Genomic DNA, 21,413 nt, shown 5'->3' with positions numbered 1-21,413 from the left:
CACGCTTGCCTGGTAAGCGCTAGAGCCGGTTTTTACTCCAATTGCGCCAGCCCGTGGCGGCGCCGGGCGCGTTGGCAGGCGTCGCTGCCGGCCTCGAACTCGCGGCAAGGCGAGGGGCGCCATTCGTAAATGCCGCAGGCCACTTGCTGGCCCAGGCGGCCGCTGAGGGCAGCGCAGCGCGGCGGCACGTGGTCGGTGCCGCGCAGGCGGCGCAGGCTGTCGGTGACGGGCATGGCCAGGCCATCGGGCACGTCACCGCCCATTTCCTGGGTTTCATGGACGGAGAAATCGACGCGAAAGCTCGCGCAGCAGGCGCCGCAGGACAGGCAGGGGTGGCTCATGGCAGGCTGGCAATGGCAAAAGCTGCGCATTGTGCGCCGCTCCTGGGCGCGCGGCATAATCGCGCGCCCGAGAGATATTGGAGAGATGCTGATGACCCAAGTGCTAGATGACCTGGTGGCCCTGCTGAGCCTGGAGCCGATCGAAGAAAACCTGTTCCGTGGGCGCAGCCAGGATCTGGGCTTTCGCCAGCTCTTTGGCGGCCAGGTGCTCGGCCAGTGCGTCTCGGCGGCCAGCCAGACGGTGGCGCCGGAGCGCCAGGTGCACTCCCTGCACGGCTATTTCCTGCGCCCGGGGGACGCCAGCCTGCCGCTGATCTACCAGGTCGAGCGTGTGCGCGATGGTGGCAGTTTCACCACCCGGCGCGTGACGGCGATCCAGAAAGGCCAGCAGATTTTTACCTGCTCGATGTCGTTCCAAAACCGGGAAGAAGGTTTTTCGCACCAGCCGACCATGCCCGAGGTGCCAGGGCCCGAGGGCCTGGCCTCCGAGACCGAGCTCGCGCGCCTGGTGGCGGCGCAAATTCCCGAGCGCCTGCGCGAGCGCGCGGTGAGCGACAAGCCGATCGAGATCCGCCCGGTGACGGTGCTCAATCCCTTTGCGCCCCAGCCCTGCGAGCCGGTCAAGTACGTGTGGTTCCGCGCCGCCGGCAGCCTGCCCGACGAGCCGCAGCTGCACAAATTCCTGCTCGCCTACGCCAGCGATTTCAACCTGCTGACCACCGCCATGCAGCCGCATGGCGTTTCGGTGTTCCAGAAATTCATGCAGGTGGCGAGCCTCGATCATGCGCTGTGGATTCATGCCGACCTGCGCATGGACGACTGGCTGCTCTACGCCATGGACAGCCCCTGGTCGGGCAACGCGCGCGGCTTTGCGCGCGGCAGCATCTACAACCGCGCCGGCCAGCTCGTGGCCTCGGTGGCGCAAGAAGGGCTCACGCGCTTGCGCGAGGACTGGCGTTAAGCGTCAGGCGTTAGAGCGTCAGGCGGCCTCGGGGTAGAGCCAGGCCGGATCCACGGGTGCCAAGCCGTGGGCCTGGCGCGCCTGGGCGCAGCGCTCATCGCCCATGGCAAAGCTGCGGCAGGCGCTGGGGCGCTGCTCGTAAATACTGCAAATGGATTGCTCGCCGCAGCGCCCGATCAGTGCGGCGCAGCGCACCGGGTGCTGCGCCGTGCCGTTCATGCGCCAGCGGTTGCCAGAGACTTCGTGCGCCAGGGCGTCGGGCACGCTGGCGCCCGTGCTGGCGAGTTCATAGACGGAAAATTCAACGCGGTATTGGTGGCAGCAGGCACCGCAGGTCAGGCAGGGGTGGGTGGCGTCGTTGGACATGGCTTCGGGCTGGCTGCGCAGCCCGAAGAAACGCCAGAGGCGTGAAACAGGGGGGCTGCGGACACAAGGGCACGCGCCCACGGTCAAGCCCCTGGGCGCGGTCAGGCGGGAGGGCGTGCCCAGCGATGCGGCGGGCGCATCATGTGGTGGCGGTAGGCGTCGGTCATTGCGCGATGCGGCCCAGCAGCAGGTATTCCATGAGCGCTTTTTGCACGTGCATCCGGTTCTCGGCCTCGTCCCAGACGACCGATTGCGGGCCGTCGATGACCTCGGCCATCACCTCCTCGCCCCGGTGCGCGGGCAGGCAGTGCATGAACAGGGCGTCGGGTGCGGCCACGGCCATCATGGCTTCGTTCACGCACCAGTCGGCAAACGCGGTCTTGCGCGCCTCGTTCTCGGCTTCGTAGCCCATGCTGGTCCAGACGTCGGTGGTGACCAGGTCGGCGCCCCGGCAGGCATCCATCGGATTGCTATAAAATTTATAGCTGCTAGCGCTTATTGCGCCTGCGCCAGCGGCCAATTTTTCATCAATTTCGTAGCCGCTGGGGGTGCTCACGTGCACCGTAAAGCCCAGGATGCTGGCCGCCTGCAGCCAGGTGTTGGCCATGTTGTTGCCGTCGCCTACCCAGGCCACGGTTTTGCCGGCAATGCTGCCCCGGTGCTCGATGTAGGTGAACAGGTCAGCGAGGATCTGGCAGGGGTGGAATTCGTTCGTCAGGCCGTTGATGACGGGCACGCGCGAGTACTGGGCAAAGCGCTCGATCTTGGCCTGCTCGAAGGTGCGGATCATGACGATGTCGGTCATGCGGCTGATGACGCGCGCGCTGTCCTCGATCGGCTCGGCGCGCCCGAGCTGGCTGTCGCCCGTGGTCAGGTGCACGACGGAGCCGCCCATCTGGTACATCCCGGCCTCGAAAGAGACGCGTGTGCGCGTGCTCGCTTTCTCGAAAATCATGGCCAGGGTGCGGTCGGTCAGCGGCTGGTACTTTTCGTAGGTTTTGAAGCGGTGCTTGATGAGGGCGGCGCGCTCGAACAGGTAGGCGTATTCGTCGGCAGAAAAATCAGCAAACTGCAGGTAATGCTTCATGGTCGGGACTTTGTGAGGGAGGGGCTCAGGCAGCGAGCAGCGCTTGCACCAGGGGTTTGAGGCGGGCGACGATTTCGTCGGCTTCGGCGGTGCTCAGGATCAGCGGCGGCACCAGGCGGATGACGCGATCGGCCGTCACGCTCAGCAGCAGGCCGGCGGCGGCCGCCTGGCCTATGAGTTCGCCGCAGGGGCGGTCGAGCTCCACGCCCAGCATCAGGCCCTGGCCGCGCACCTCGACCACGCCGGCCATGCTGCCGAGCTCGCGCTCGAGTGCGGCCTTCAGGTGCGCGCCCACCGCTGCGGCATGGGCCAGCAGGCCGTCTTCTTGCATGATGCGCAGGGTTTCCACGCCGGCGCGCATGGCCAGCGGGTTGCCGCCAAAGGTGGTGCCGTGGTTGCCCGGCTGCAGCACGTTGGCCGCCTTGGGACCGGCGACGACGGCGCCAATCGGCACGCCCGAGCCCAGGCCCTTGGCCAGGGGCATGACGTCGGGCACGATGTCGGCCCACTGGTAGGCAAACCACTTGCCGGTGCGGCCCAGGCCGCATTGCACCTCGTCGATCATCATCAGCCAGTCGCGCTCGTCGCACAGCGCGCGCAGTTGGCGCAGGTAGTCGGCGCGCATGGGGTTGATGCCGCCTTCGCCCTGGATGGTTTCAAAGAACACGGCGACCACGTTCGGGTTGCCCTCGGTGGCGCGGCGGATGGCGTCGATGTCGTTGGCCGGCACGCGGATGAAGCCCTCGACCAGCGGCCCAAAGCCGCTGTGGATTTTGGGGTTGGCGGTGGCCGACATGGTGGCGATCGAGCGGCCATGGAAGGCTTTTTCGTAGACCACGATCTCGGGCTTGGCAATGCCCTTGTCCACGCCAAACTTGCGCGCGATCTTGAGCGCAGCCTCGTTCGCCTCCAGCCCCGAGTTGCAGAAGAACACCCGCTCCATGCCCGAGAGCCGCACCAGCTCGGCGGCGAGCTGCTCCTGGCCGGGGATGTGGTAGTAGTTGGAGCAGTGGATCAGCTTGGCGATCTGCTCCTGCAGCGCTGGCACCAGTCGGGGGTGGTTGTGCCCCAGGGTGTTGACGGCAATGCCGCCGAGCGCATCCAGGTACTCCTTGCCGTTGACGTCCCATACGCGGCAGCCCAGGCCGCGCTCCAGTGCGATCGGCACGCGGCCATAGGTGTTCATCACGTGGGGCGAGGCAGCCGGGATGCAGGCGGTCATTGGGCAAGATCTCCAAAGCGGGTCAAAAAAAGAGGATCCATTCTAGAGGCCGCACAGCCACTGCTGCGCCAGTGCGATGCCATCATGCGCAATGAGCTTGCATGGCATGGGATTAGAGAGGCAACTCTTGTACAAGAGTTAAAATCAGCGGGTTTTGCGCCCCAGCAGACGATCCTGCCGGCGCCCTCACCAGGACACGGCAAGCTGCATGGCGATACAACCCGACACCAAAGAAGTTTTTATCCAGGGCGTGACCCTGGAGGGTCGCACCTTCCGCCCCAGCGATTGGGCCGAACGCCTGGCCGGGGTGATGAGCCAGTTCCGCCCCGGCGGCGCGCAGCCGGGCAGCCACCTGAGTTACTCGCCCTGGTGCATTCCAACCACCATGGGCGGCATCAAGTGCGTGGTCGTGCACCGTGATTTGCACGATTACGAGCCCATGGCCTGGGATTTCGTCCTCAACTTCGCCCGCGACAACCACTTGCAAGTGGTCGAAGCCTGTCTGCTGCCCGACGCTTGAGGTGCGTCGGGGTTTTTGTCCTGGCGCCAGGCACAAAAAAACCGCCAGAGGCGGTTTTTTGCTTTGCTGACAGCGCACCCGTTACAAACGGCAGGTGGCCGGGGCCACCCGTGCGGTTTGCCTGAGGTGAATCAGGCGGCGACGGCCAGGGCCTTGACCTTGGCGGACAGGCGGCTCTTGTCGCGAGCGGCCTTGTTCTTGTGGAAGATGCCCTTGTCGGCAATGGTGTCGAGCACGGACTGGGCCTTGGCGAACAGTTCGGTCGCCTTGGTCTTGTCGCCGGTCAGGATCGCTTTTTCAACGTTCTTGACGGCGGTGCGGTATTTGGAACGCAGCGAGGTGTTCGCAGCGTTGAGCTTGACGCCTTGGCGCGCGCGCTTGCGGCCCGATGCCAGGCGGGGGTTCTTTTTCTTGGGCTTTGCAGATGCCATTTTGAATATTCCTTAAGTGTCTGAGGATGTTGTCAGCAAAGCCGAGCATTATAGCCTGCCGTGTATTTTTATGCACATCGCATACACTCGGCGCCCGTGTCACTGTTCAAAGCCGCCTCCACCGTTTCGCTTCTGACCCTGGCCTCGCGTATCACGGGGCTGGTGCGTGATTTGCTTATGGCGTCCATGTTTGGCGCCAATGCCCTGACCGACGCTTTCAACGTCGCCTTTCGCATTCCCAATCTGTTTCGGCGCCTGTTTGCCGAGGGTGCTTTCAGCCAGGCGTTCGTGCCGGTGCTGGCCAGCGCGCGCGCGCAGCAGGGCGAGGAGGCCACCAAGGCCTTGATCGACAGCGTCGCCACCGTGCTCGCCTGGGCGCTGCTGGTGACCTGCATTGCCGGTGTGCTGGGGGCGCCGCTGCTGGTCTGGCTGCTGGCCAGCGGCCTGCGCCACGCGCCCGATAGCTACCAGGCGGCGGTGCTCATGACGCGCTGGATGTTTCCCTACATCGGCTTCATGTCGTTGGTGGCGCTGGCGGCCGGGGTGCTCAACACCTGGCGCCATTTCGTTGTGCCGGCGGCGACGCCGGTGCTGCTCAATCTGAGCATGATTGCCGCCGCCTGGCTTGGGGCGCCGCAGCTGGCGGCGCGCGGCATCGAACCGATTTACGCCATGGCGGGAGGCGTCATGCTCGGCGGCCTGTTGCAGCTGGCGGTGCAGCTGCCGGTGTTGCGGCGCCTGGGGCTGTTGCCGCGCGTCGGCCTGTCGTGGGCGGCGCTGCGTAGTGCTTATCAGCAGGAGGGCGTGCGCCGCATTCTTCAGTTGATGGCGCCCGCATTGCTGGGCGTGGGCGTGGCCCAGTTGTCGCTCATGATCAACACGCAAATCGCCTCGTACCTGGCGCCGGGCAGCGTGACCTGGCTGTTCTACGCCGACCGGCTGATGGAGTTCCCGACCGCGCTGCTGGGCGTGGCCCTGGGCGTGGTGCTGACGCCGCAGCTGGCAGCCGCCAAGGCGGCGGGCGACGCCGCGCGCTATTCCGCCATGCTCGATTGGGGGCTGCGCATCGTCGTGCTGCTGGCCGTGCCCTGCGCCGTGGGCCTGCTGACTTTGGCCGAGCCCCTGGTGGCGACGCTGTTTCACTACGGCGCGCTGCGCAATAGCGATGTCGGGCAGATTGCCAGTGCCCTGGCTGGCTACGGCGTTGGCCTGCTCGGGCTGGTGGCCATCAAGGTGTTGGCGCCGGGTTATTACGCCAGCCAGGATATTCGCACCCCGGTGCGCATCGCCATCGTCGTGCTCGTGATCACCCAGTTGCTCAACGTGCTGCTCGTGCCTTGGGTGCAGCACGTGGGGCTGGCCTTGTCTATCGGGCTGGCGGCGCTGGTCAACGCCCTGTGGCTGCTCGTGGGATTGCTGCGCCGGGGCAGCTACCAGCCGCAGCCGGGCTGGGGGCGTTTTGCCCTGCAGGTGCTGGCGGCGAGCGTGCTCCTGGCGCTGTGGTTGCTGTGGGCGGCGCAGCATTTCGACTGGATTGCCCTGCGCGCCCAGGCGGCTTGGCGCATCGCCTTGCTTGCCGGTATTTTGGCCACGGCGGCCCTGGTGTACTTTGGCGCCCTGTGGGCTGCAGGGCTGCAGCTGCGCCAGTGCTTGCGCCGTTGACGCCGCCCGGGCACTGCCGTACAACCGAGTCCATGGCCTGGAGTTATGCAATCCCTTCCGCGCTGGAATATTTTGCGGCGCTGGTGCACAGCGATGAGCAGCTGCCGCTGCTCGAAGCCGTGGCCTGCCTGGGGCAGGACGAATACCCCGATCTCGATGTGCAGCAAGTGCTTGCAGATGTCGATCAGCTGCAGCTGCGCTTGCGCCGGCGCCTGCCGGCCGATGCCGCTGCCCTGCAGCGCCTGCAGCTGCTGAACCATTTTTTCTACGCCGAGCTGGGCTTTGGCGGTAACAGCAACGACTACTACGACCCCGACAACAGCTACCTGCACGCCGTGCTGCACACGCGCCGGGGTATTCCGGTGTCGCTGGCGGTGCTGTGGCAGGAGTTGGCGCAGGCCATCGAGCTGCCGGTGCGGGGCGTGGCCTTCCCGGGGCATTTTCTCGTCAAGGTGCTGCTGCCGCAGGGGCAGGTGTTGCTCGATCCGCTGACTGGGCAATCGCTCTCGCGCCAGGCTTTGCTCGATCAGATCGAGCCGTTTTTACGTCGCCACGGCTGGCAGGGAGAGCAAGAAGCGCTGCCGCTGGAGCTGTACCTGCAGCCGGCCAGCCAGCGCGAGATTCTGGCGCGCATGTTGCGCAACCTGAAAGAAATCCATCAGGCGCAGCGCGACGATGCGCGCTTGCTGGCGGTGCTCGATCGGCTCATCGTGCTCCAGCCCCAAGCCTGGGACGAGTGGCGCGACCGGGGGCTGGTGCACGCCGAATGTGGTCACTATCCGCAGGCCGTGGCCGATCTGGAAAACTACCTCGCCCATGTGCCGCAGGGGCCCGAGGTGCAGGCGCTGGTGCAGCGCCTGGGTGCGCTCAAGGCGCCTTGACGGACAGCACCGGGCAGGGTGCGCTCATCAGAATTTCTTGCGCCATACTGCCCAGTAGCAGCTTGCCGACGGCGGTGCGCTTGCGCAGGCCGATGACCAGCAACGTGATGTGCTCGGCCTCAATCAGGTTCAGGATTTCGTCGAGCGTGCTGTTGCCGCGCACAAATTGTTTGAATTCGGCCTGGATGGGCAGGTGGGTCAGGCGCTCTTCGACGCGCTCGACCTCGTAGCCGTTGACGATGGTGTCATCCTGGCTGCCGCCGGGGGCGGCGTTGACAACGATCAGCCGCTCGCTGCGGCGGGTGGCAACTTCAATGGCTTTGTCCAGCGCGGCCTGGCCTTCTGGGCGGGCCACATAGGCGACGAGAATGGTCATAACTGTCTTCCTGCTGTGATGGTGAGAGGGAATAAGCGGTTTGCGCTTGCCTCGCAGCATACCGAGAAAAACAGTGGCCTCACACCAGATGTACGGCCTGCAATTCCTTTTTCAGGTAGGCATATAACAGGGGCGCAGCCACCAGCCCAGCAGGGCCAAAAACCGCCTCGGCGGTGAACATCACGGCCAGCAGCTCCCACACGCCAATATGTGTGCGCCGCCCCACCACTTTGGCGTTGATGACGTATTCGGCCTTATGGATCAGTACTAAAAAACCCAGGCAGGCCAGCGCCGCCATGGGTGAGACCGAGAGGCCGACGATGGTAATGACCACGTTGCACAGCAGGTTGCCAACGATGGGAATCAGCCCAGCCAGAAAGGTGAGGGTTATGAGCGCCGGGGTGTAGGGCAGCTCCAGCTGCCACAGTGGCAACAGCAACAGCAGAAAAATAGCCGTCAGCAAGGTATTGAAGGCGGCGATCCAGAACTGCGCGGCCACGATTTGGCGAAACGCTTCGCCCAGGTGGCGAATGCGCTGCACCAGCGCCTGCACCAGTGGCTTGCGCGCTGGCCCCAGGTGGCGTACTGCTGCCAGGGCACCAATGAGCAGGCCGACATAGGCGTGCAACAGGCCACTGAGCCAGGCACGCCCGGCCGTGGCCAACATGCCGGCCTTAGCGGCCAGGTAGGCAGCCAGGGTGCGTTGGATGTCGGCGGCACCCTCGGGCAGCTGGGCCGCCACTTCGACAGGTAGCTTGTCGCGCAACTCCAGCACGGTGCGTGCCATGAAATCGAGCAGCTCGCGGTACTGCGCTGGGGCAGAGACGATGTACGAGCGCGAATGTGATAGCGCCAAGGCCAGCAGCAGCAGCGGCGCCAGCACCACCAAGGTGGCGGCCAGCACCTGGCCCGAGCGCTGTAATCCCTTTTTCCCCGGCAGCCGGCGCCGCAGGTGTACCAGTCGCGGCGCCAACCAACGTGTGCCCAGAAAGCCGATGCAGGCCGAGAGCAGGCCCGGCAGCAGGCCGCGCGTCATGATCAGCAGCAGCATGGCTGCCATCAGCAGATAACTGGCGATCTGGACGCCGCGCGTGGTCTGCGCCAGGGGTTGCATGGGTTTTAGGCGACGACGACGGCTGCGCCCGTGCCGCGTGCGGCGATGGCGCCAATGCGGTACACCTGCTCGCCCAGGGCGCTCAGGGTGGCGGCCGTGGCTTCGGCGGCCTCAGCGGGCACGACGACGACCATGCCGATGCCGTTGTTGAAAGTGCGGTTCATCTCGATGTCGTCGATGCCGGCGGTTTTTTGCAGCCAGGCAAAGAGCTCGGTCTGCGGCCAGCTGCCCTTTTGCAGGTGGGCGGCAGTGCCCTCGGGCAGCACGCGCGGAATGTTCTCCAGCAGGCCGCCGCCGGTGATGTGCGCCAGCGCCTTGATGGGGTGCTGCGCCAGCGCCGCCAGCACGTTCTTCACGTACAGGCGCGTGGGCTCCATGATGGCTTGCTTGAACGGCTTGCCGTCGAGCTGGGCCGGGGCGCTGCTGCCGGCGCGCTCGATGCACTTGCGCACCAGGCTAAAGCCGTTGGAATGCACGCCGCTCGAAGCCAGGCCCAGCACCACGTCGCCGGCCTGCACCGTCTGGCCGGTCAGGATTTTGGATTTTTCGACTGCGCCCACGGCAAAGCCGGCCAGGTCGTATTCGCCCGCCGGGTACATGCCGGGCATCTCGGCGGTTTCGCCGCCAATCAGGGCGCAGCCCGAGAGTTCGCAGCCCTTGGCAATGCCGCCGACGACGGCGGCGGCGGTATCGACATCGAGCTTGCCGCAGGCGAAGTAGTCGAGGAAAAACAGCGGCTCGGCGCCTTGCACCAGCACGTCGTTGACGCTCATGGCCACCAGGTCGATGCCGACGGTGTCGTGCATGTTCCACTCAAAAGCGAGCTTGAGCTTGGTGCCCACACCGTCGGTGCCGCTGACCAGTACCGGCTCCTGGTATTTCTTGGGGACTTCAAACAGGGCGCCAAAGCCGCCAATGCCGGCCATCACGCCGTCGCGCAGGGTTTTTTTGGCCAGCGGCTTGATGCGCTCGACCAGCGCGTCGCCAGCGTCGATGTCAACGCCAGCGTCTTTGTAGGAAATGGGAGTGGAGGCAGAGGAGCTCATGGCTGTAAGAAGTGCGTCGTGGGCCGATCGGCAAAACGCGTGATTTTAGAGGCTTGGGCCAGAGTCCTTCAGGGCTGTGGGTCTGGCGCATGGTGCAGTCTCAGTAAAATCACCGCTTTCCATGCCTGGGCTGGCCCCAGAGCGGCTTTTTCTTCTCTCTCCCATCTTTCCCCTGTTCACCCCGATATGAGCCATATGAAACAGCTGGCGCTGGACATCGGCCTGACCCCGGTGCCGACGCTGGAGCGGTTTTATCCCGGCCCCAACACGGCCGCGCTGCAGCATTTGCGGTCGGCCCTGGAGGGCGGCCAGGGCGGCGCCTTGCGTGCGCCGGTGCCGGTGTATTTGTGGGGGGAATCGGGCAGCGGCAAAACGCATTTGCTCAAGGCCGTGCACGAGGCGCTGCGGGAGCAGGGCCTGCGGGTCGGCTGGATGGATGCCTCGACCGAGCACCTGACGCCGTTTGACGATAGCTGGTCGGCGGTCTTGCTCGATGAGGTCGATTTGTATGACAGCCAGCAGCAGGCGCTGGCCTTCAACTGGTTCATCAACGCCCTCAACCCCGCCGAAGGCACGGTGCGCTGGGTGCTGGCGGCGGGGGCCATGCCACCGGCGGATTTGCCGCTGCGCGACGATTTGCGCTCGCGCCTGGGCTGGGGCCATGTGTTCCAGCTGCGTCTGCTCGACGAGGCCGAACGCCGCGCCGTGCTGCGCCAGGAGGCCGATGCGCGCGGCGTATTCCTGGGCGACGAGGTCATGGACTACATGCTGCGGCGCTTCTCGCGCGATCTGGGCAGCCTGATGCAGTTGCTTGACCAGCTCGACAGCTTTGCCCTGCGCACCCAGCGTGCGCTCACCATTCCCCTGCTCAAAACCATGCTGGAGACCGAATGACCGCGCCTGTCGCAACCCCGAGCGGCCGCCCGCGCCTGGCTCTTTTCGACCTCGACCACACCTTGCTGCCGCTCGATTCGGACTATGAATGGGGCGAATTCACCATCCGCCTGGGCTGGCGTGACGCCGCCGAGTTTGGCCGGCGCAACGCCCAGTTCTATGCGGATTACCAGGCCGGCCGGCTCAACGTGCCCGACTACGTGCGCTTTGCCACCGAGGCCGTGCGCGAGCGCGGCCCCGAGGCAGCGGCGCAGGCGCACCAGCGTTTCATGCGCGAGGTGATCGCACCCGCCATCCGCTCCGAGGCCCGCGCCCTGCTGGCCGAGCACCGCGCAGCGGGCGACACCGTCGTCATCATCACCGCCACCAACGAATTCGTGACCACGCCGATTGCCCAGGCCCTGGGCGTGGAGGAGTTGCTGGCGCTGCAGCTGGTGCGCGATGCCAGCGGCTGGTTCACCGGCGACATCCTGGGCGAAGCCACCATGCGCGAGGGCAAGGTGCGCCGCATGGACGCCTGGCTGGCCGCACGCGGCCTTGCCTGGGAGACGGTGCACAGCACTTTTTATAGCGACTCGATGAACGACGTACCGCTGCTGGAGAAGGTCAACCGCCCCGTCGCCACCAACCCCGATGCCCGCCTGCGCACTTTGGCGCAGGCGCGCGGCTGGGAGATTCTGGATTTGTTTTCCCCCCACCCATGATCAAAAAAATTATCGACAAACTGCTCGGCAAGGCCGAAGGCACGGGCGCGCGCAAGCCGCGTTTTGGCAAGCGCGTGGAGGTGCCCGCCAGCGTGCACGGCATCAACCCCGAGCTGGTCGATCGCCGCGCCCTGGATGTGGTGCGCACGCTGCAGGAGGCAGGCTTTGCCGCCTACATCGTCGGCGGCGCCGTGCGCGACCTGCTGCTGGGCCTGCGCCCCAAAGATTTCGACGTGGCCACCAACGCCACGCCCGAGCAGGTCAAGGGCTTGTTTCGGCGCGCCTTCATCATCGGCAAGCGTTTTCGCATCGTGCACGTGGTGCATGGCCGGGGGCGCGAGCACGAGGTGATCGAAGTCTCGACCTTCCGCGCCTACCTCGACAACAGCGCTGCCGAGCAGGTCAGCGGCAACGAGCGCACCGCCAAGGCCGAACTGGCCGGCGTGCGCCACGCCGTCGATGCCAGCGGCCGCGTGCTGCGCGACAACGTCTGGGGCCCGCAGGACCAGGATGCGGCGCGGCGCGACTTCACCGTCAACGCCATGTACTACGACCCGCACACCCAGGTCGTGGTCGATTACCACAAGGGCATAGAGGACGCCAAAAAACGCGTGCTGCGCATGATCGGCGACGCCGCCACGCGCTACCGCGAAGACCCGGTGCGCATCATCCGTGCCGTGCGCTTTGCGGCCAAGCTCTCGCACCTGGGCTTTGGGCTGGAGCCGAAAACCGCCAAGCCCCTGGTGGCCAGCGAGCACCTCCTGCAGGAAGTGCCGCAAAGCCGCCTGTTCGACGAAATGCTCAAGCTGCTGCAAACCGGTCATGCCCTGGCCTCGGTGGCGCAGCTGAAAAAACTCGGGCTTGAAAAAGGCATTTATCCGCTTCTTGACGTGGTCGTGCAGCGGGCCGATCAGCCGCTGGTGCGCGCCGTGCTGCAAGACACCGACCGCCGCGTGGGCGAGGGCAAGGCCGTGGCGCCGAGCTTCTTGCTCGCCTGCGTGCTCTGGCAGGACGTGCAGGCCGGCTGGCAGCAGCGCCTGGCCCGGGGCGAGCATTCCTTCCCGGCGCTGCAAGAGGCCATCGACGAAGTCTTCGACCAGCGCATTGGCGACATCTCCGGGCGCGGCAAACTCGCCGCCGACATGCGCGAAATCTGGGTCATGCAGCCGCGTTTTGACAAGCGCTCGGGCAGCCAGCCCTTGGGTATGGTGGCGCATATTCGTTTCCGTGCGGGTTTTGACTTTCTCCGCCTGCGCGCCGATGTGGGCGAAGTGAGCGAGGAGCTGGTCGAGTGGTGGCAGGAGTTCTCCCTGACCGATGACGGCCGGCGCGAGGACATGCTGGCGCAGGTGCGCGAGGAGCTGCGCCAGGCGCAGCGCGCGCAGCCGCGCAAGGCGGCTCCGGCGCCGCGCCCGCCCAAGGCAGCAGCCCCCACGCCTGCAGACGAGCCCGAGGAAGACGCCGATGCTGCGGCCCCCAAAAAGCGCCGCCGCCGTCGGCGCAAGCCTGCTGGTGCGGGCGCCGCGCCTCAGGGCGACTGAGGTGGGCGCCAGCACCGTGCACACCGCCTGGATCGGCCTGGGCGCGAATCTGGGCGATGCGCCTGCGGCCCTGGCGGCTGCCGTGCAGGCCCTGGGGATGTTGCCTGGAACGCAGCTGCAGCGCTGTTCGCGCCTGTACCGCAGTGCCCCGGTCGATGCTGGCGGGCCCGACTATTACAACGCCGTCGCCCAGCTGCAAACCACGCTGGCGCCGCTGGCGCTGTTGCAGGCGTTGCAGGCGATCGAGCAGGCCGCCGGACGCGAGCGCCCCTACCGCAACGCCCCGCGCACGCTCGACCTGGATGTGTTGCTGTGGGGCGAGGAGCGCATCGACCTGCCGCAGCTCACCGTGCCGCACCCCCGGCTGTATGAGCGTGCCTTCGTGCTGCTGCCGCTGGCCGAGCTGCGACCGTGCTGGGCCAGCGCGGCGCAGCTGCAGGCGGTGGCCGCGCAGCGCATCGAATGCCTGGGGGCCTGGGACGGCTTGGCTTAGCATCGGGGCCTGCCCCGATTTTGTTCGCACAGCCCCGCGTGGGGCTGGGAGTATTGTTTGTGAATTCCACCACCTTGGCGCCTGGCGCTTTGCGCACCCTGGAGTCGATCTCTTGCGTCGTGCCCTGCTACAACGAGGCCGAGAACCTCGAAGAGCTGCTGCCGCTGCTGCGCGCGCAGCTCGCACGCCTGGCGCCGCGCTGGGAGATCGTGCTCGTCGATGACGGCAGCAGCGACGCCACGGCGGGGCGGATGCCCGTCTGGACGCAGGAGTCGGGCGTGCGTGGCGTGCTGCTGTCACGCAACTTTGGCAAGGAGGCGGCACTCACCGCCGGCCTGCAGGCAGCGCACGGCCAGGTGGTGGTGCTGATGGACTCGGACATGCAGCACCCGCCGGCCCTGCTCGACACCTTCGTGCGCCACTGGAGCGCCGGTGCCGACGTGGTGTACGCCGTGCGCGAGCACCGCGAGGCCGAGAGCGCCTTCAAGCGCGTGGGCACCAACTGGTTTTATGGCCTCATCAATGGCAGCGAGCGTTTTCGGATGCCGCCGGGTGCGGGCGACTTTCGCCTCATGGATCGCCAGGTGGTGCGGGCCCTGCTGGCATTGCCCGAGCGCAACCGCTTCATGAAGGGGCTGTACGCCTGGGTCGGTTTTGAATCGGTGGCCGTGCCCTATCTGCCGCAGGAGCGCGCGCACGGCCATACCCATTTCAGCAAGCGGCGCCTGATCCGTTTTGGCATCGATGGCCTGACGGCCTTCTCGCTGTGGCCGCTGCGCGCCGTGATCGGCCTGGGCTTTGTGTTGGCGCTGGCGTCGTTTGGCTACGGCGCCTACCTGACGCTGGCCTACTGGCTGCACGGCCACGATGTCAGTGGCTGGACCACCATCGTCGTCAGCCTGATGTTGTTTGTCGGCATCCAGCTGGTGTCGCTGGGGGTGGTGGCCGAGTATGTCGGGCGCATCTACGAGGAGGTCAAGTGCCGCCCGCTGTACCTCGTCAAGCGCGAGCTGGGCCAGGGTCTGCAGGATCGGACATGAGCGCCGCGCCGCCTCCATCGCCAGCGCGCGACGCGCTCACCGCCCTGGTGCTGATCGCCGCCTGGCTGCTCGCCAGCGCCTGGCTGCGCCCGCTCATGGTGCCCGACGAAGGCCGCTACGCCGGCGTCGCCTGGGAGATGCTGCGCTCGGGCGATTGGCTCACGCCCACGCTCAACGGCTTGCCGTTCTTTCACAAGCCGCCGCTTTTCTATTGGCTCTCGGGGGCCGCGCTGTGGCTCTTTGGCCTGGTCGAGGTCGCCGGGCGTGCTGGTGCCCTGTGTGGCGCCACGCTGGGCGCCTGGGCGCTGTACCTGTTTGCACGCCGCTGGGGCGGGTCGGCTGCGGCGCGGCGCGCGCTGTGGGTGCTGCTGGTGCAGCCGCTGTGGCTGGTGGGTGGGCAGTTTGCCAACCTGGACATGCTGGTGGCCGGCTGCATCACCGCCACCTGGCTGGCGCTGGCGCACGCTGCGCTGTGCTTTGAGCAGGGCCTGGCCTATCGCCGCTGGCTCTGGCTGGGCTACGCCCTGGCCGGGCTTGGCGTGCTGGCCAAGGGGCTGATCGGCTTTGTCATCCCGGCGCTGTGTATCGGCCTGTGGCTGCTGCTGCGTGGGCGCTGGCGCACGCTGCTGGCCTTGTTCTCGCTGCCGGGGGCGCTGCTGTTTTTGCTCATTGCCGGGCCCTGGTACATCGCCATGCAGCAGCGCTTCGATGGTTTCTTGCACTACTTCTTTGTGGTGCAGCATTTCCAGCGCTTTTCCGTCGGTGGCTTCAACAACGCCATGCCGCTGTGGTTCTACCCCGCCGTGCTGGCCTTGCTGAGCCTGCCCTGCCTGCTGTGGAGCGCGCGCCTGCTCACGCGCCGCTACTGGGTGCAGACCGAGGGCAGCCCCGAGGCGGCGGTGCGCCTGGCCATGCTGGTCGCTGTGGCCAGCGTGCTGCTGTTTTTCTCCATTCCCAAATCCAAACTCGTGGGCTACGTGCTGCCTGCCGTGCCACCGCTGGCCTGGCTCATGGCAGACGCCAGTGCGCTGCTGGCGGGTACGCGCGCGCGCCGCAACGCCTGGCGTGCCTGTGCCGCCCTGAGCGCTGCGCTGGGCCTGGCCGCCGTGCTCTGGCTGACGCTGCACACCGATTATTCGAGCCGCCCGCTGGCGCTGGTGCTGCGCGCCGAGCACCAGGACAATGAGCCCGTGTACATGCTCGACGAGTACCTGTACGACCTGCCGTTTTATGCCCAGCTGCGCCAGCCCGTCCATGTGGTGAGCCACTGGCGCAATCCCGAGGCCAAGGCGCGCGACAACTGGCGCAAAGAGCTCGATGACGCGGCCGACTTCAACCCCGGCGCCGGTCAGCGCCTGTTGCTGCGGCCCGAGGATTTTGAGGCTGCGCTGTGCGCCGCGCCGCGCAGCTGGGTGCTGGCCGAACCGGCCGAGCTGGCGCGCTACCCGGTGCTGGCGCAGGCCATGCCGGTGCTGACGAGCCACGGCACCACCCTGGTGCGCGTGGATGCGGCTAGGGATTGCGCAAAAACGCCCAATGGCGGCTGAGCAGGTAGGTGGCGCCGGCCACCGCCACCAGCACCAGCGCCAGCAGCAGGTCGTAGCGCGCGCGCGTCCAGTGCAGCAGCAGGGCGTACAGGGCCTCGTTGACGGCAAAGCCGCCTGCCGAGATGGCAAAAAAGCGCAGCGCCGCGCGCCCCAGGGCATTGCCGTGGCCGCGAAAGCTCAAAAAATGGTGGCCGCTGAACGACACCACAAAAGCCACCAGCCAACCGATTACGTTGGCCTGCAGCGGTGCCAGGCCCGCCAGGGCGACGCTGGCTGTGGCCACGCTCCAGTGCACGGCAGCGGCGGCGCAGCCCACAACGATGAACCAGGCCACGCGCCCGTGCTGGTGCCGGGGCGCAAAAGGAGGATGTGAATGACGACGACGGTGCATGAGGCGGGCGAGGATAGCAGCTGGCGCGCCATCAGCCTGTGTGTGGACGACTTTGGCCTGCACGCCGGGGTCAACGCTGCGGTGCTGCAGCTGGCGGCCTTGGGCCGGGTGCAGGCCACCTCGGCCATGGTGGGCGGCCCGGCCTGGGCCGAGGGCGCGGCGCAGCTGCGCGCCTTGGATGCCACGCGGCTGGAGGTCGGCCTGCACCTGGATTTGACCGAATGCACGCTCGATTCGCAGCTGCGCTCGCCGCTGCCACGTCTGCTTGCCCGGGCCTACCTGGGGCAGATCGACCGCGTGGCGCTATCGCGCGAGATCGCGGCCCAGTTCGACGCCTTCGAGCAGGCCCTGGGGCGGGCACCGGCCTATGTCGATGGCCACCAGCACGTGCACCAGCTGCCGCTGGTGCGCACGCTGCTGCTGGCGGAGATCGCGCGCCGCTGCCCGCAAGGCGGGCTGTGGCTGCGCAGCACGCGCAGCGCGCCCTACGCTGCCCACGGCGACGCGCGCACCGCCTTCAAAAGCGCCGTCATCGCCGGCCTGGGCGGGCGCCGCCTGGCCGCGCTGGCGCGGCGCCAGGGGCTGGCGCAAAACCGTTGCCTGCTGGGGGTGTACGACTTCACCGGCGGCGCCGACGGCTACCGCCAGCGCCTGCAGCGCTGGCTGCAGGCAGCGCAGCCGGGCGATGTGCTGATGTGCCACCCCAGCCAAGAGAGCCAGGTGCCCGATGCGCTCGCCGGCGCGCGCCAGGCCGAGCTGCAGGTGCTGGCGGGCAGCGATTTTTCTGCCCTGCTCGCCGCTGCCAAAGTGCGCTTGCAGCCGCTTGATTTGCTATTAAAATAATAGCTGCTCGCGCTTGCTGCACAAGCGTAAGCGGCATTTTTTGCCATATTTACAGCTGAATGCCCGATGCCTGCACCACCGGCTGGTAGCGGGCGCGCTCCTGCGCCATGAAGGCTTCAAACTGGGCCGGCGTGCTCGGCTGCGGCTCGGCCCACAGGGCGGCAAACTGGGCCCGGGTGGCCGGTGTTTGCAGTGCCTGGACAAAGGCGCGGTGCAGCTGCGCGATGCGTGCGGGAGGTGTGCCTGCGGGGGCGACCAGGCCCCACCAGGAATCCATGGTGAAACCCTTGAAGCGCTGTGCCAGCGGCGGCACGCCCGGCAGATGGGGGCTGGCCTGTGTGCTGGTCACGGCCAGGGCGCGCAATTGGCCCGCGCGGATGTTGGATGCGGCGGCGGCGAGGTTGTCGATGTTGAAATCGACCTCGTCGGCCAGCAGCGCCAGCTGCGCCGGCAGTGCGCCCCGGTACGGCACATGCAGGGCCGACAGCCCCGCCTGCTGCTGAAAAACCACCCCCGCCAGGTGGCCCGCGCTGCCGTTGCCGCCGCTGCCGTAGCGCAGCTTGTCGGGGTGGCTGCGGGCGTAGGCCAAAAAATCGTCCAGGTGCTCGATGCGCAGTTGCCGGGCGCGGGCTGCGTGCATGACCAGCACGTTGGGCACGCGCAGTATTTGCGTGATGGCGGCAAAGTCCTGCGCCGCGTCGTAGGGCATGTGCCGGTACAGCCAGGGGTTGATGGCGTGTGTGGCGGTGGCGGCGATGCCCAGCGTCAGGCCGTCGGGCACGGCCTTGGCGACCGCGTTGGCCCCCCAGTTGCCGCCGGCGCCGGCGCGGTTCTCAACCTGCACCGGCCCGAGCCAGGGCTGCACCTGCGCGGCCAGGATGCGCGCCGTCTGATCGACCGGGCCGCCCACGGCGTAGGGCACGATCAGGCGCAGCGGCAGCGCCCCCGCCTGGGCAGCGCTGCCCAGGGGGGCAATGCCTGCCAGGCCGTAGTGGAGCAGGGTGCGGCGCTGCATGGTGGGCGCTGGTGGATTTAGTGCTTGTCGGCTTCGGAGGTGAAGGCGTCGGCGTAGAACTCGTCCTCGGGCAGGCCGCGTTCTTCGGTGTAGCTGCGGCGGGCGGCATCGACCACCACCGGCGCGCCGCAGGCGTAGACCTGAAAGCCCGAGAGGTCGGCAAAATCGTCGAGCACCGCCTGGTGCACAAAGCCGCTGCGCCCTTGCCAGCCGTCCTCGGGCAGGGCGTTGGAGACGACCGGCACGTAGTGCAGCTGCGGCATCTGCGCCTGCTGCGCGCGCACCCAGTCGTCCATGTACAGGTCTTGCGGGCGGCGCCCGCCCCAGTACAGCGCCAGCGGGCGCGTGCTGCCCTGGTGCAAGAGGTGTTCCAGTAGCGCCTTGACCGGAGCAAAGCCGGTGCCTGAGGCCAGCAAGATGATGGGTTTGGCCGAATCCTCGCGCAGGTAAAAGCTGCCAAACGGGCCTTCGATGCGCAAAATTTCTTTCTCCTGCATGGCGCCAAACACATGGTCCGTAAAGCGCCCGCCGGGCATGTGGCGGATGTGCAGCTCCAGCCCCGGGGTGCTGGCCTGCTGGTGCGGCGCCGTGGCCATGGAATAGGCGCGGCGCACGCCGTCCTTGAGCACGAATTCGATGTACTGGCCGGCGTGGTACTTGAAGGGCTCGGTGGCCGGCAGCTGCAGGCGCAGCTGCACCACGTCGGGCGATTTTTTGGTCAGCGCGGCCACACGCACCGGCAGCTTCTTGACCGGGAAGGCGCGCTCATCTGTCACCTGGCGCGCTTCGAGCACCACGTCCGACTGTGCCTGGGCGCAGCAGGTGAGGATGTAGCCTTCGGCCTCCTCCTGCGCGGACAGGGCTTTTTCCTGGTGCGGCCCGTGCTGGACGGCGCCGCTGATTTTTTTGCATTTGCACGAGCCGCAAGCGCCATCCTTGCAGCCGTAGGGCAGGCCAATGCCTTGGGTGATGGCGGCGGCCAGGATGCTGTCTTCGCCCTGGACGGTGAACTGGCGGCCACTGGGCTGCACGGTAATTTCGTAGGTGGAGTCGGCGCGGGTCATTGTGGTGGTTATCCTCAGGCGTGAATCAACGAACGGACGAATTGTGCCTGTGACACAAACCCCTCTGGGCGCCCTGCCGGCGCGTTTTCGGCGCGCGCGCGTGCTCATCGTCGGCTGTGGCGATGTGGGTCTGCGTGCGGCGCAGCGCCTGCCCCATGTGCGCCTGCTGGCACTGACCACCAGCGCCGAGCGCCACGCACAGCTGCGCGCGGCTGGCATCACGCCGCTGCTGGGCGATTTGGATGCTGCACCCAGCCTGCGCCGCCTCGCGGGCCTGGGCCAGCGCGTGCTGCACCTGGCGCCGCCGCCGGGGCAGGGCGTGCACGACCCGCGCACCCAGGCGCTGCTGCGCGCGCTGCAGCGCGGGCCGCGCCCACGGCAGTTGGTGTATGGCTCGACCACCGGGGTTTATGGTGATTGCGCCGGCGCCTGGGTCAGCGAGGAGCGCGCCGTGGCACCGCGCACGCCGCGCGCGCAGCGGCGCGTGCACGCCGAGCGCAGCCTGCGCGCCTGGGGCCGGGGCGGCACGCGGGTGGCGATTTTGCGCATTCCCGGCATTTACGCCCCCAACCGCGAGGGCGGCACGCCCGAGGCGCGCTTGCGCCGGGGCACGCCGGTGCTGCGGCCCGAGGACGATGTGTTCACCAACCACATCCACGCCGACGACCTGGCGCGCGCCTGCGTGCGGGCGCTGTGGTGCGGCGCGGCCGAGCGCGTGTACCACGTCAGCGACGACAGCGGCCTGCGCATGGGCGAGTACTTTGATTGGGCCGCTGACCTGTACGGTCTGCCGCGCCCGCCGCGCCTGTCGTGGGAGGAGGCGCAGGCGCAGCTGCCATCGACCTTACTGAGTTTCATGGGCGAATCGCGCCGCCTGCACACCCGGCGCCTGGCGCGCGAGCTGCGCTTGTGCCTGGCCTACCCGACGGTGGTGCAGGGGCTGCAAAGCGTCAAACACTAGCGCGGGTGCACGCCGCCGCGCTCGTCGTAGCAGCGAAACACGTTGCAATGGGTGATGCGTGGCGGGGGCTGCACCGGCGGCGGCGGCGGTAGCGGGCGGTAGGGCGGTTGCCAATACGGGGGCGCCACGACGACGGGGGGCGGGGCGGGCGGGCGCAGGCGTTCGATTTCGGCGTAGCGCTCGGGGCCCAGGCAGTCGAGATCGACCTGGCGCTGCAGGGCCTGCAGGCGCAGCTGTTCATCCACGTTGTTGCCGCCGTGCAGCGCCAGCTGCTGATTGAGCTGGCGGCGCGATTCCAGGCAGGCGGCGGAGTGGGCGTAATCGGGCCGCAGGCGGGCGTTGGCGCGGCGCTCTGCCTGGGCGCGGGCGTCGGCACGGTCGGCGCGCTCTTGCTCGGCGGCTTCGCGCTGCAGGCGCTGCTCCTTGCGCGCCAGGGCCTCGGCGGCCTGCTCGCGTTCGGCGCGCAGCTCATCGGGCGTTTTGCGGGCCTCGATCTCGCGGGTTTGGCTGCCCGGGGCGCAACTGCCGTCGGTGTAGGTGACTTCGCCGGTGCGCGCATTGGTGCAGCGCAGCACCTGGGCGCTGGCGGTGCCGGCACACCACAACGCCAGGGCCAGGAGGCAAAGGGATGGGCGGCGGAGCATGGCGCAGCCTTGGCTTAGCGCTGCCCGGCAGGCGCTGGGGCGTCGTCGCGCCAGTCCAGCGGCGAGGGGCGCAGGCCCGGGTCGGTGCGCGGGGCGATGGGGGGGCGGGTAGGGGGGGAGGTGGGGGCGGCCTCGGGCGCGGTCACGGCAGGCGGCGGGGGCGTGCCGCCCGAGGAGCAGGCGCCGAGCATGACTGCCAGCAGCAGCGCCAGCGGGGGCAGGAGAGGTTGACGGGGCATAGCGGGCTTCCTTTCTCCGTTCTTGACGCG

25 protein-coding genes are annotated in these 21,413 nt (G+C 67.5%); 12 read left to right on the top strand and 13 right to left on the bottom strand.

What is annotated here, in order from left to right:
- Window positions 1–32: 32 nt before the first annotated feature.
- Entirely contained in the window at window positions 33–341 is a 309-nt protein-coding gene (locus G7045_RS09650) for a YkgJ family cysteine cluster protein (protein WP_166159434.1), read from the bottom strand.
- Window positions 342–432: 91 nt separating this feature from the next.
- Here G7045_RS09650 and tesB point away from each other — a divergent pair, with 91 nt between their 5' ends.
- Window positions 433–1,302 (top strand): acyl-CoA thioesterase II, encoded by an 870-nt coding sequence (gene tesB / locus G7045_RS09645; RefSeq protein ID WP_166159433.1) that lies wholly within the window; start codon window positions 433–435, stop codon window positions 1,300–1,302.
- A gap of 18 nt (window positions 1,303–1,320) precedes the next feature.
- Here tesB and G7045_RS09640 read toward each other — a convergent pair whose 3' ends face one another.
- The 3 genes from G7045_RS09640 to G7045_RS09630 form a co-directional block, all read right to left on the bottom strand.
- Complete coding sequence (locus G7045_RS09640; RefSeq protein WP_166159432.1) at window positions 1,321–1,668, bottom strand: YkgJ family cysteine cluster protein; 348 nt, start codon at window positions 1,666–1,668, stop codon at window positions 1,321–1,323.
- 163 nt (window positions 1,669–1,831) lie between these two features.
- Window positions 1,832–2,755: an ornithine carbamoyltransferase gene (gene argF / locus G7045_RS09635; RefSeq protein WP_166159431.1), complete on the bottom strand. Its 924-nt coding sequence runs from the start codon at window positions 2,753–2,755 to the stop codon at window positions 1,832–1,834.
- A gap of 25 nt (window positions 2,756–2,780) precedes the next feature.
- Entirely contained in the window at window positions 2,781–3,977 is a 1,197-nt protein-coding gene (locus G7045_RS09630; RefSeq protein ID WP_166159430.1) for an aspartate aminotransferase family protein, read from the bottom strand.
- Window positions 3,978–4,185: 208 nt separating this feature from the next.
- On the opposite strand from G7045_RS09630, the gene G7045_RS09625 reads away from it, so the two are divergent.
- A complete protein-coding gene (locus G7045_RS09625) occupies window positions 4,186–4,497 on the top strand; it encodes a DUF3579 domain-containing protein (protein ID WP_166159429.1) in 312 nt (103 codons plus the stop codon).
- Window positions 4,498–4,628: 131 nt separating this feature from the next.
- On the opposite strand, the gene rpsT is transcribed toward G7045_RS09625, so the two are convergent.
- Complete coding sequence (gene rpsT / locus G7045_RS09620; protein WP_166159428.1) at window positions 4,629–4,928, bottom strand: 30S ribosomal protein S20; 300 nt, start codon at window positions 4,926–4,928, stop codon at window positions 4,629–4,631.
- A gap of 96 nt (window positions 4,929–5,024) precedes the next feature.
- Here rpsT and murJ point away from each other — a divergent pair, with 96 nt between their 5' ends.
- Both murJ and G7045_RS09610 read left to right on the top strand, forming a co-directional pair.
- Complete coding sequence (gene murJ / locus G7045_RS09615) at window positions 5,025–6,590, top strand: murein biosynthesis integral membrane protein MurJ (protein WP_166159427.1); 1,566 nt, start codon at window positions 5,025–5,027, stop codon at window positions 6,588–6,590.
- Between the two features lie 32 nt (window positions 6,591–6,622).
- A complete protein-coding gene (locus G7045_RS09610) occupies window positions 6,623–7,471 on the top strand; it encodes a SirB1 family protein (protein ID WP_166159426.1) in 849 nt (282 codons plus the stop codon).
- Here the strand turns inward: G7045_RS09610 and G7045_RS09605 are convergent.
- The 3 genes from G7045_RS09605 to purM form a co-directional block, all read right to left on the bottom strand.
- On the bottom strand, window positions 7,458–7,847 hold the full coding sequence (locus G7045_RS09605; protein WP_166159425.1) for a universal stress protein: 390 nt from the start codon (window positions 7,845–7,847) through the stop codon (window positions 7,458–7,460). The two genes, G7045_RS09610 and G7045_RS09605, sit on opposite strands and share 14 nt — an antisense overlap.
- 79 nt (window positions 7,848–7,926) lie before the next feature.
- Window positions 7,927–8,961 carry an AI-2E family transporter gene (locus G7045_RS09600; RefSeq protein WP_166159424.1) on the bottom strand — a complete coding sequence of 345 codons (1,035 nt, stop codon included), beginning with the start codon at window positions 8,959–8,961 and terminating at the stop codon, window positions 7,927–7,929.
- A gap of 5 nt (window positions 8,962–8,966) precedes the next feature.
- Window positions 8,967–10,007: a phosphoribosylformylglycinamidine cyclo-ligase gene (purM, locus tag G7045_RS09595; RefSeq protein WP_166159423.1), complete on the bottom strand. Its 1,041-nt coding sequence runs from the start codon at window positions 10,005–10,007 to the stop codon at window positions 8,967–8,969.
- Window positions 10,008–10,202: 195 nt separating this feature from the next.
- Between purM and hda the strand changes: the two genes are divergently transcribed.
- From hda to G7045_RS09565, 6 genes are read left to right on the top strand one after another with little or no spacing between them, the layout of a single operon-like run.
- The gene (gene hda / locus G7045_RS09590) at window positions 10,203–10,901 is read left to right on the top strand and encodes a DnaA regulatory inactivator Hda (RefSeq protein ID WP_166160421.1); all 699 of its coding nucleotides are present in this window, start codon (window positions 10,203–10,205) and stop codon (window positions 10,899–10,901) included.
- Window positions 10,898–11,605 carry an HAD family phosphatase gene (locus tag G7045_RS09585; protein WP_166159422.1) on the top strand — a complete coding sequence of 236 codons (708 nt, stop codon included), beginning with the start codon at window positions 10,898–10,900 and terminating at the stop codon, window positions 11,603–11,605. The genes hda and G7045_RS09585 overlap by 4 nt, the downstream gene beginning before the upstream one ends.
- A complete protein-coding gene (gene pcnB, locus G7045_RS09580) occupies window positions 11,602–13,146 on the top strand; it encodes a polynucleotide adenylyltransferase PcnB (protein ID WP_166159421.1) in 1,545 nt (514 codons plus the stop codon). The genes G7045_RS09585 and pcnB overlap by 4 nt, the downstream gene beginning before the upstream one ends.
- Window positions 13,070–13,639, top strand: a complete 570-nt coding sequence (gene folK, locus G7045_RS09575; RefSeq protein WP_166159420.1) for a 2-amino-4-hydroxy-6-hydroxymethyldihydropteridine diphosphokinase — start codon at window positions 13,070–13,072, stop codon at window positions 13,637–13,639. Before pcnB ends, folK begins: the two co-directional genes overlap by 77 nt.
- 59 nt (window positions 13,640–13,698) lie before the next feature.
- A complete protein-coding gene (locus G7045_RS09570) occupies window positions 13,699–14,679 on the top strand; it encodes a glycosyltransferase family 2 protein (protein ID WP_240919202.1) in 981 nt (326 codons plus the stop codon).
- Window positions 14,676–16,226 (top strand): glycosyltransferase family 39 protein, encoded by a 1,551-nt coding sequence (locus tag G7045_RS09565; protein WP_166159419.1) that lies wholly within the window; start codon window positions 14,676–14,678, stop codon window positions 16,224–16,226. Before G7045_RS09570 ends, G7045_RS09565 begins: the two co-directional genes overlap by 4 nt.
- Here G7045_RS09565 and G7045_RS09560 read toward each other — a convergent pair.
- Entirely contained in the window at window positions 16,192–16,617 is a 426-nt protein-coding gene (locus tag G7045_RS09560; RefSeq protein ID WP_166159418.1) for a GtrA family protein, read from the bottom strand. The genes G7045_RS09565 and G7045_RS09560 overlap by 35 nt on opposite strands.
- On the opposite strand from G7045_RS09560, the gene G7045_RS09555 reads away from it, so the two are divergent.
- Window positions 16,600–17,460 carry a ChbG/HpnK family deacetylase gene (locus tag G7045_RS09555; protein WP_166159417.1) on the top strand — a complete coding sequence of 287 codons (861 nt, stop codon included), beginning with the start codon at window positions 16,600–16,602 and terminating at the stop codon, window positions 17,458–17,460. The genes G7045_RS09560 and G7045_RS09555 overlap by 18 nt on opposite strands.
- 49 nt (window positions 17,461–17,509) lie before the next feature.
- Here the strand turns inward: G7045_RS09555 and G7045_RS09550 are convergent, their stop codons facing one another.
- Window positions 17,510–18,475, bottom strand: a complete 966-nt coding sequence (locus G7045_RS09550) for a tripartite tricarboxylate transporter substrate binding protein (RefSeq protein WP_166159416.1) — start codon at window positions 18,473–18,475, stop codon at window positions 17,510–17,512.
- Window positions 18,476–18,492: 17 nt separating this feature from the next.
- The gene (locus tag G7045_RS09545) at window positions 18,493–19,539 is read right to left on the bottom strand and encodes a CDP-6-deoxy-delta-3,4-glucoseen reductase (protein ID WP_166159415.1); all 1,047 of its coding nucleotides are present in this window, start codon (window positions 19,537–19,539) and stop codon (window positions 18,493–18,495) included.
- A gap of 43 nt (window positions 19,540–19,582) precedes the next feature.
- Here G7045_RS09545 and G7045_RS09540 point away from each other — a divergent pair, with 43 nt between their 5' ends.
- Complete coding sequence (locus tag G7045_RS09540) at window positions 19,583–20,500, top strand: SDR family oxidoreductase (protein ID WP_166159414.1); 918 nt, start codon at window positions 19,583–19,585, stop codon at window positions 20,498–20,500.
- On the opposite strand, the gene G7045_RS09535 is transcribed toward G7045_RS09540, so the two are convergent.
- Window positions 20,497–21,144: a DUF4124 domain-containing protein gene (locus tag G7045_RS09535; protein WP_166159413.1), complete on the bottom strand. Its 648-nt coding sequence runs from the start codon at window positions 21,142–21,144 to the stop codon at window positions 20,497–20,499. The genes G7045_RS09540 and G7045_RS09535 overlap by 4 nt on opposite strands.
- A gap of 14 nt (window positions 21,145–21,158) precedes the next feature.
- Window positions 21,159–21,383: a hypothetical protein gene (locus G7045_RS09530; RefSeq protein WP_166159412.1), complete on the bottom strand. Its 225-nt coding sequence runs from the start codon at window positions 21,381–21,383 to the stop codon at window positions 21,159–21,161.
- Window positions 21,384–21,413: the final 30 nt, after the last annotated feature.

Origin of the sequence: Acidovorax sp. HDW3, from assembly GCF_011303755.1 — a bacterium.
GTDB lineage: Bacteria > Pseudomonadota > Gammaproteobacteria > Burkholderiales > Burkholderiaceae_C > Paenacidovorax.
The sequence above is the reverse complement of the archived record's forward strand: the minus strand, read 5'-3'. Positions and strand labels throughout refer to the sequence as shown.

Coding starts and splice junctions, on each gene's coding strand:
- G7045_RS09650 (WP_166159434.1), bottom strand. CDS start 341: ATGAGCCACCCCTGCCTGTCCTGCGGCGCCTGCTGCGCGAGCTTTCGC.
- tesB (WP_166159433.1), top strand. CDS start 433: ATGACCCAAGTGCTAGATGACCTGGTGGCCCTGCTGAGCCTGGAGCCG.
- G7045_RS09640 (WP_166159432.1), bottom strand. CDS start 1,668: ATGTCCAACGACGCCACCCACCCCTGCCTGACCTGCGGTGCCTGCTGC.
- argF (WP_166159431.1), bottom strand. CDS start 2,755: ATGAAGCATTACCTGCAGTTTGCTGATTTTTCTGCCGACGAATACGCC.
- G7045_RS09630 (WP_166159430.1), bottom strand. CDS start 3,977: ATGACCGCCTGCATCCCGGCTGCCTCGCCCCACGTGATGAACACCTAT.
- G7045_RS09625 (WP_166159429.1), top strand. CDS start 4,186: ATGGCGATACAACCCGACACCAAAGAAGTTTTTATCCAGGGCGTGACC.
- rpsT (WP_166159428.1), bottom strand. CDS start 4,928: ATGGCATCTGCAAAGCCCAAGAAAAAGAACCCCCGCCTGGCATCGGGC.
- G7045_RS09610 (WP_166159426.1), top strand. CDS start 6,623: ATGGCCTGGAGTTATGCAATCCCTTCCGCGCTGGAATATTTTGCGGCG.
- G7045_RS09605 (WP_166159425.1), bottom strand. CDS start 7,847: ATGACCATTCTCGTCGCCTATGTGGCCCGCCCAGAAGGCCAGGCCGCG.
- G7045_RS09600 (WP_166159424.1), bottom strand. CDS start 8,961: ATGCAACCCCTGGCGCAGACCACGCGCGGCGTCCAGATCGCCAGTTAT.
- purM (WP_166159423.1), bottom strand. CDS start 10,007: ATGAGCTCCTCTGCCTCCACTCCCATTTCCTACAAAGACGCTGGCGTT.
- hda (WP_166160421.1), top strand. CDS start 10,203: ATGAAACAGCTGGCGCTGGACATCGGCCTGACCCCGGTGCCGACGCTG.
- G7045_RS09585 (WP_166159422.1), top strand. CDS start 10,898: ATGACCGCGCCTGTCGCAACCCCGAGCGGCCGCCCGCGCCTGGCTCTT.
- pcnB (WP_166159421.1), top strand. CDS start 11,602: ATGATCAAAAAAATTATCGACAAACTGCTCGGCAAGGCCGAAGGCACG.
- folK (WP_166159420.1), top strand. CDS start 13,070: ATGCTGCGGCCCCCAAAAAGCGCCGCCGCCGTCGGCGCAAGCCTGCTG.
- G7045_RS09565 (WP_166159419.1), top strand. CDS start 14,676: ATGAGCGCCGCGCCGCCTCCATCGCCAGCGCGCGACGCGCTCACCGCC.
- G7045_RS09555 (WP_166159417.1), top strand. CDS start 16,600: ATGACGACGACGGTGCATGAGGCGGGCGAGGATAGCAGCTGGCGCGCC.
- G7045_RS09560 (WP_166159418.1), bottom strand. CDS start 16,617: ATGCACCGTCGTCGTCATTCACATCCTCCTTTTGCGCCCCGGCACCAG.
- G7045_RS09550 (WP_166159416.1), bottom strand. CDS start 18,475: ATGCAGCGCCGCACCCTGCTCCACTACGGCCTGGCAGGCATTGCCCCC.
- G7045_RS09545 (WP_166159415.1), bottom strand. CDS start 19,539: ATGACCCGCGCCGACTCCACCTACGAAATTACCGTGCAGCCCAGTGGC.
- G7045_RS09535 (WP_166159413.1), bottom strand. CDS start 21,144: ATGCTCCGCCGCCCATCCCTTTGCCTCCTGGCCCTGGCGTTGTGGTGT.
- G7045_RS09530 (WP_166159412.1), bottom strand. CDS start 21,383: ATGCCCCGTCAACCTCTCCTGCCCCCGCTGGCGCTGCTGCTGGCAGTC.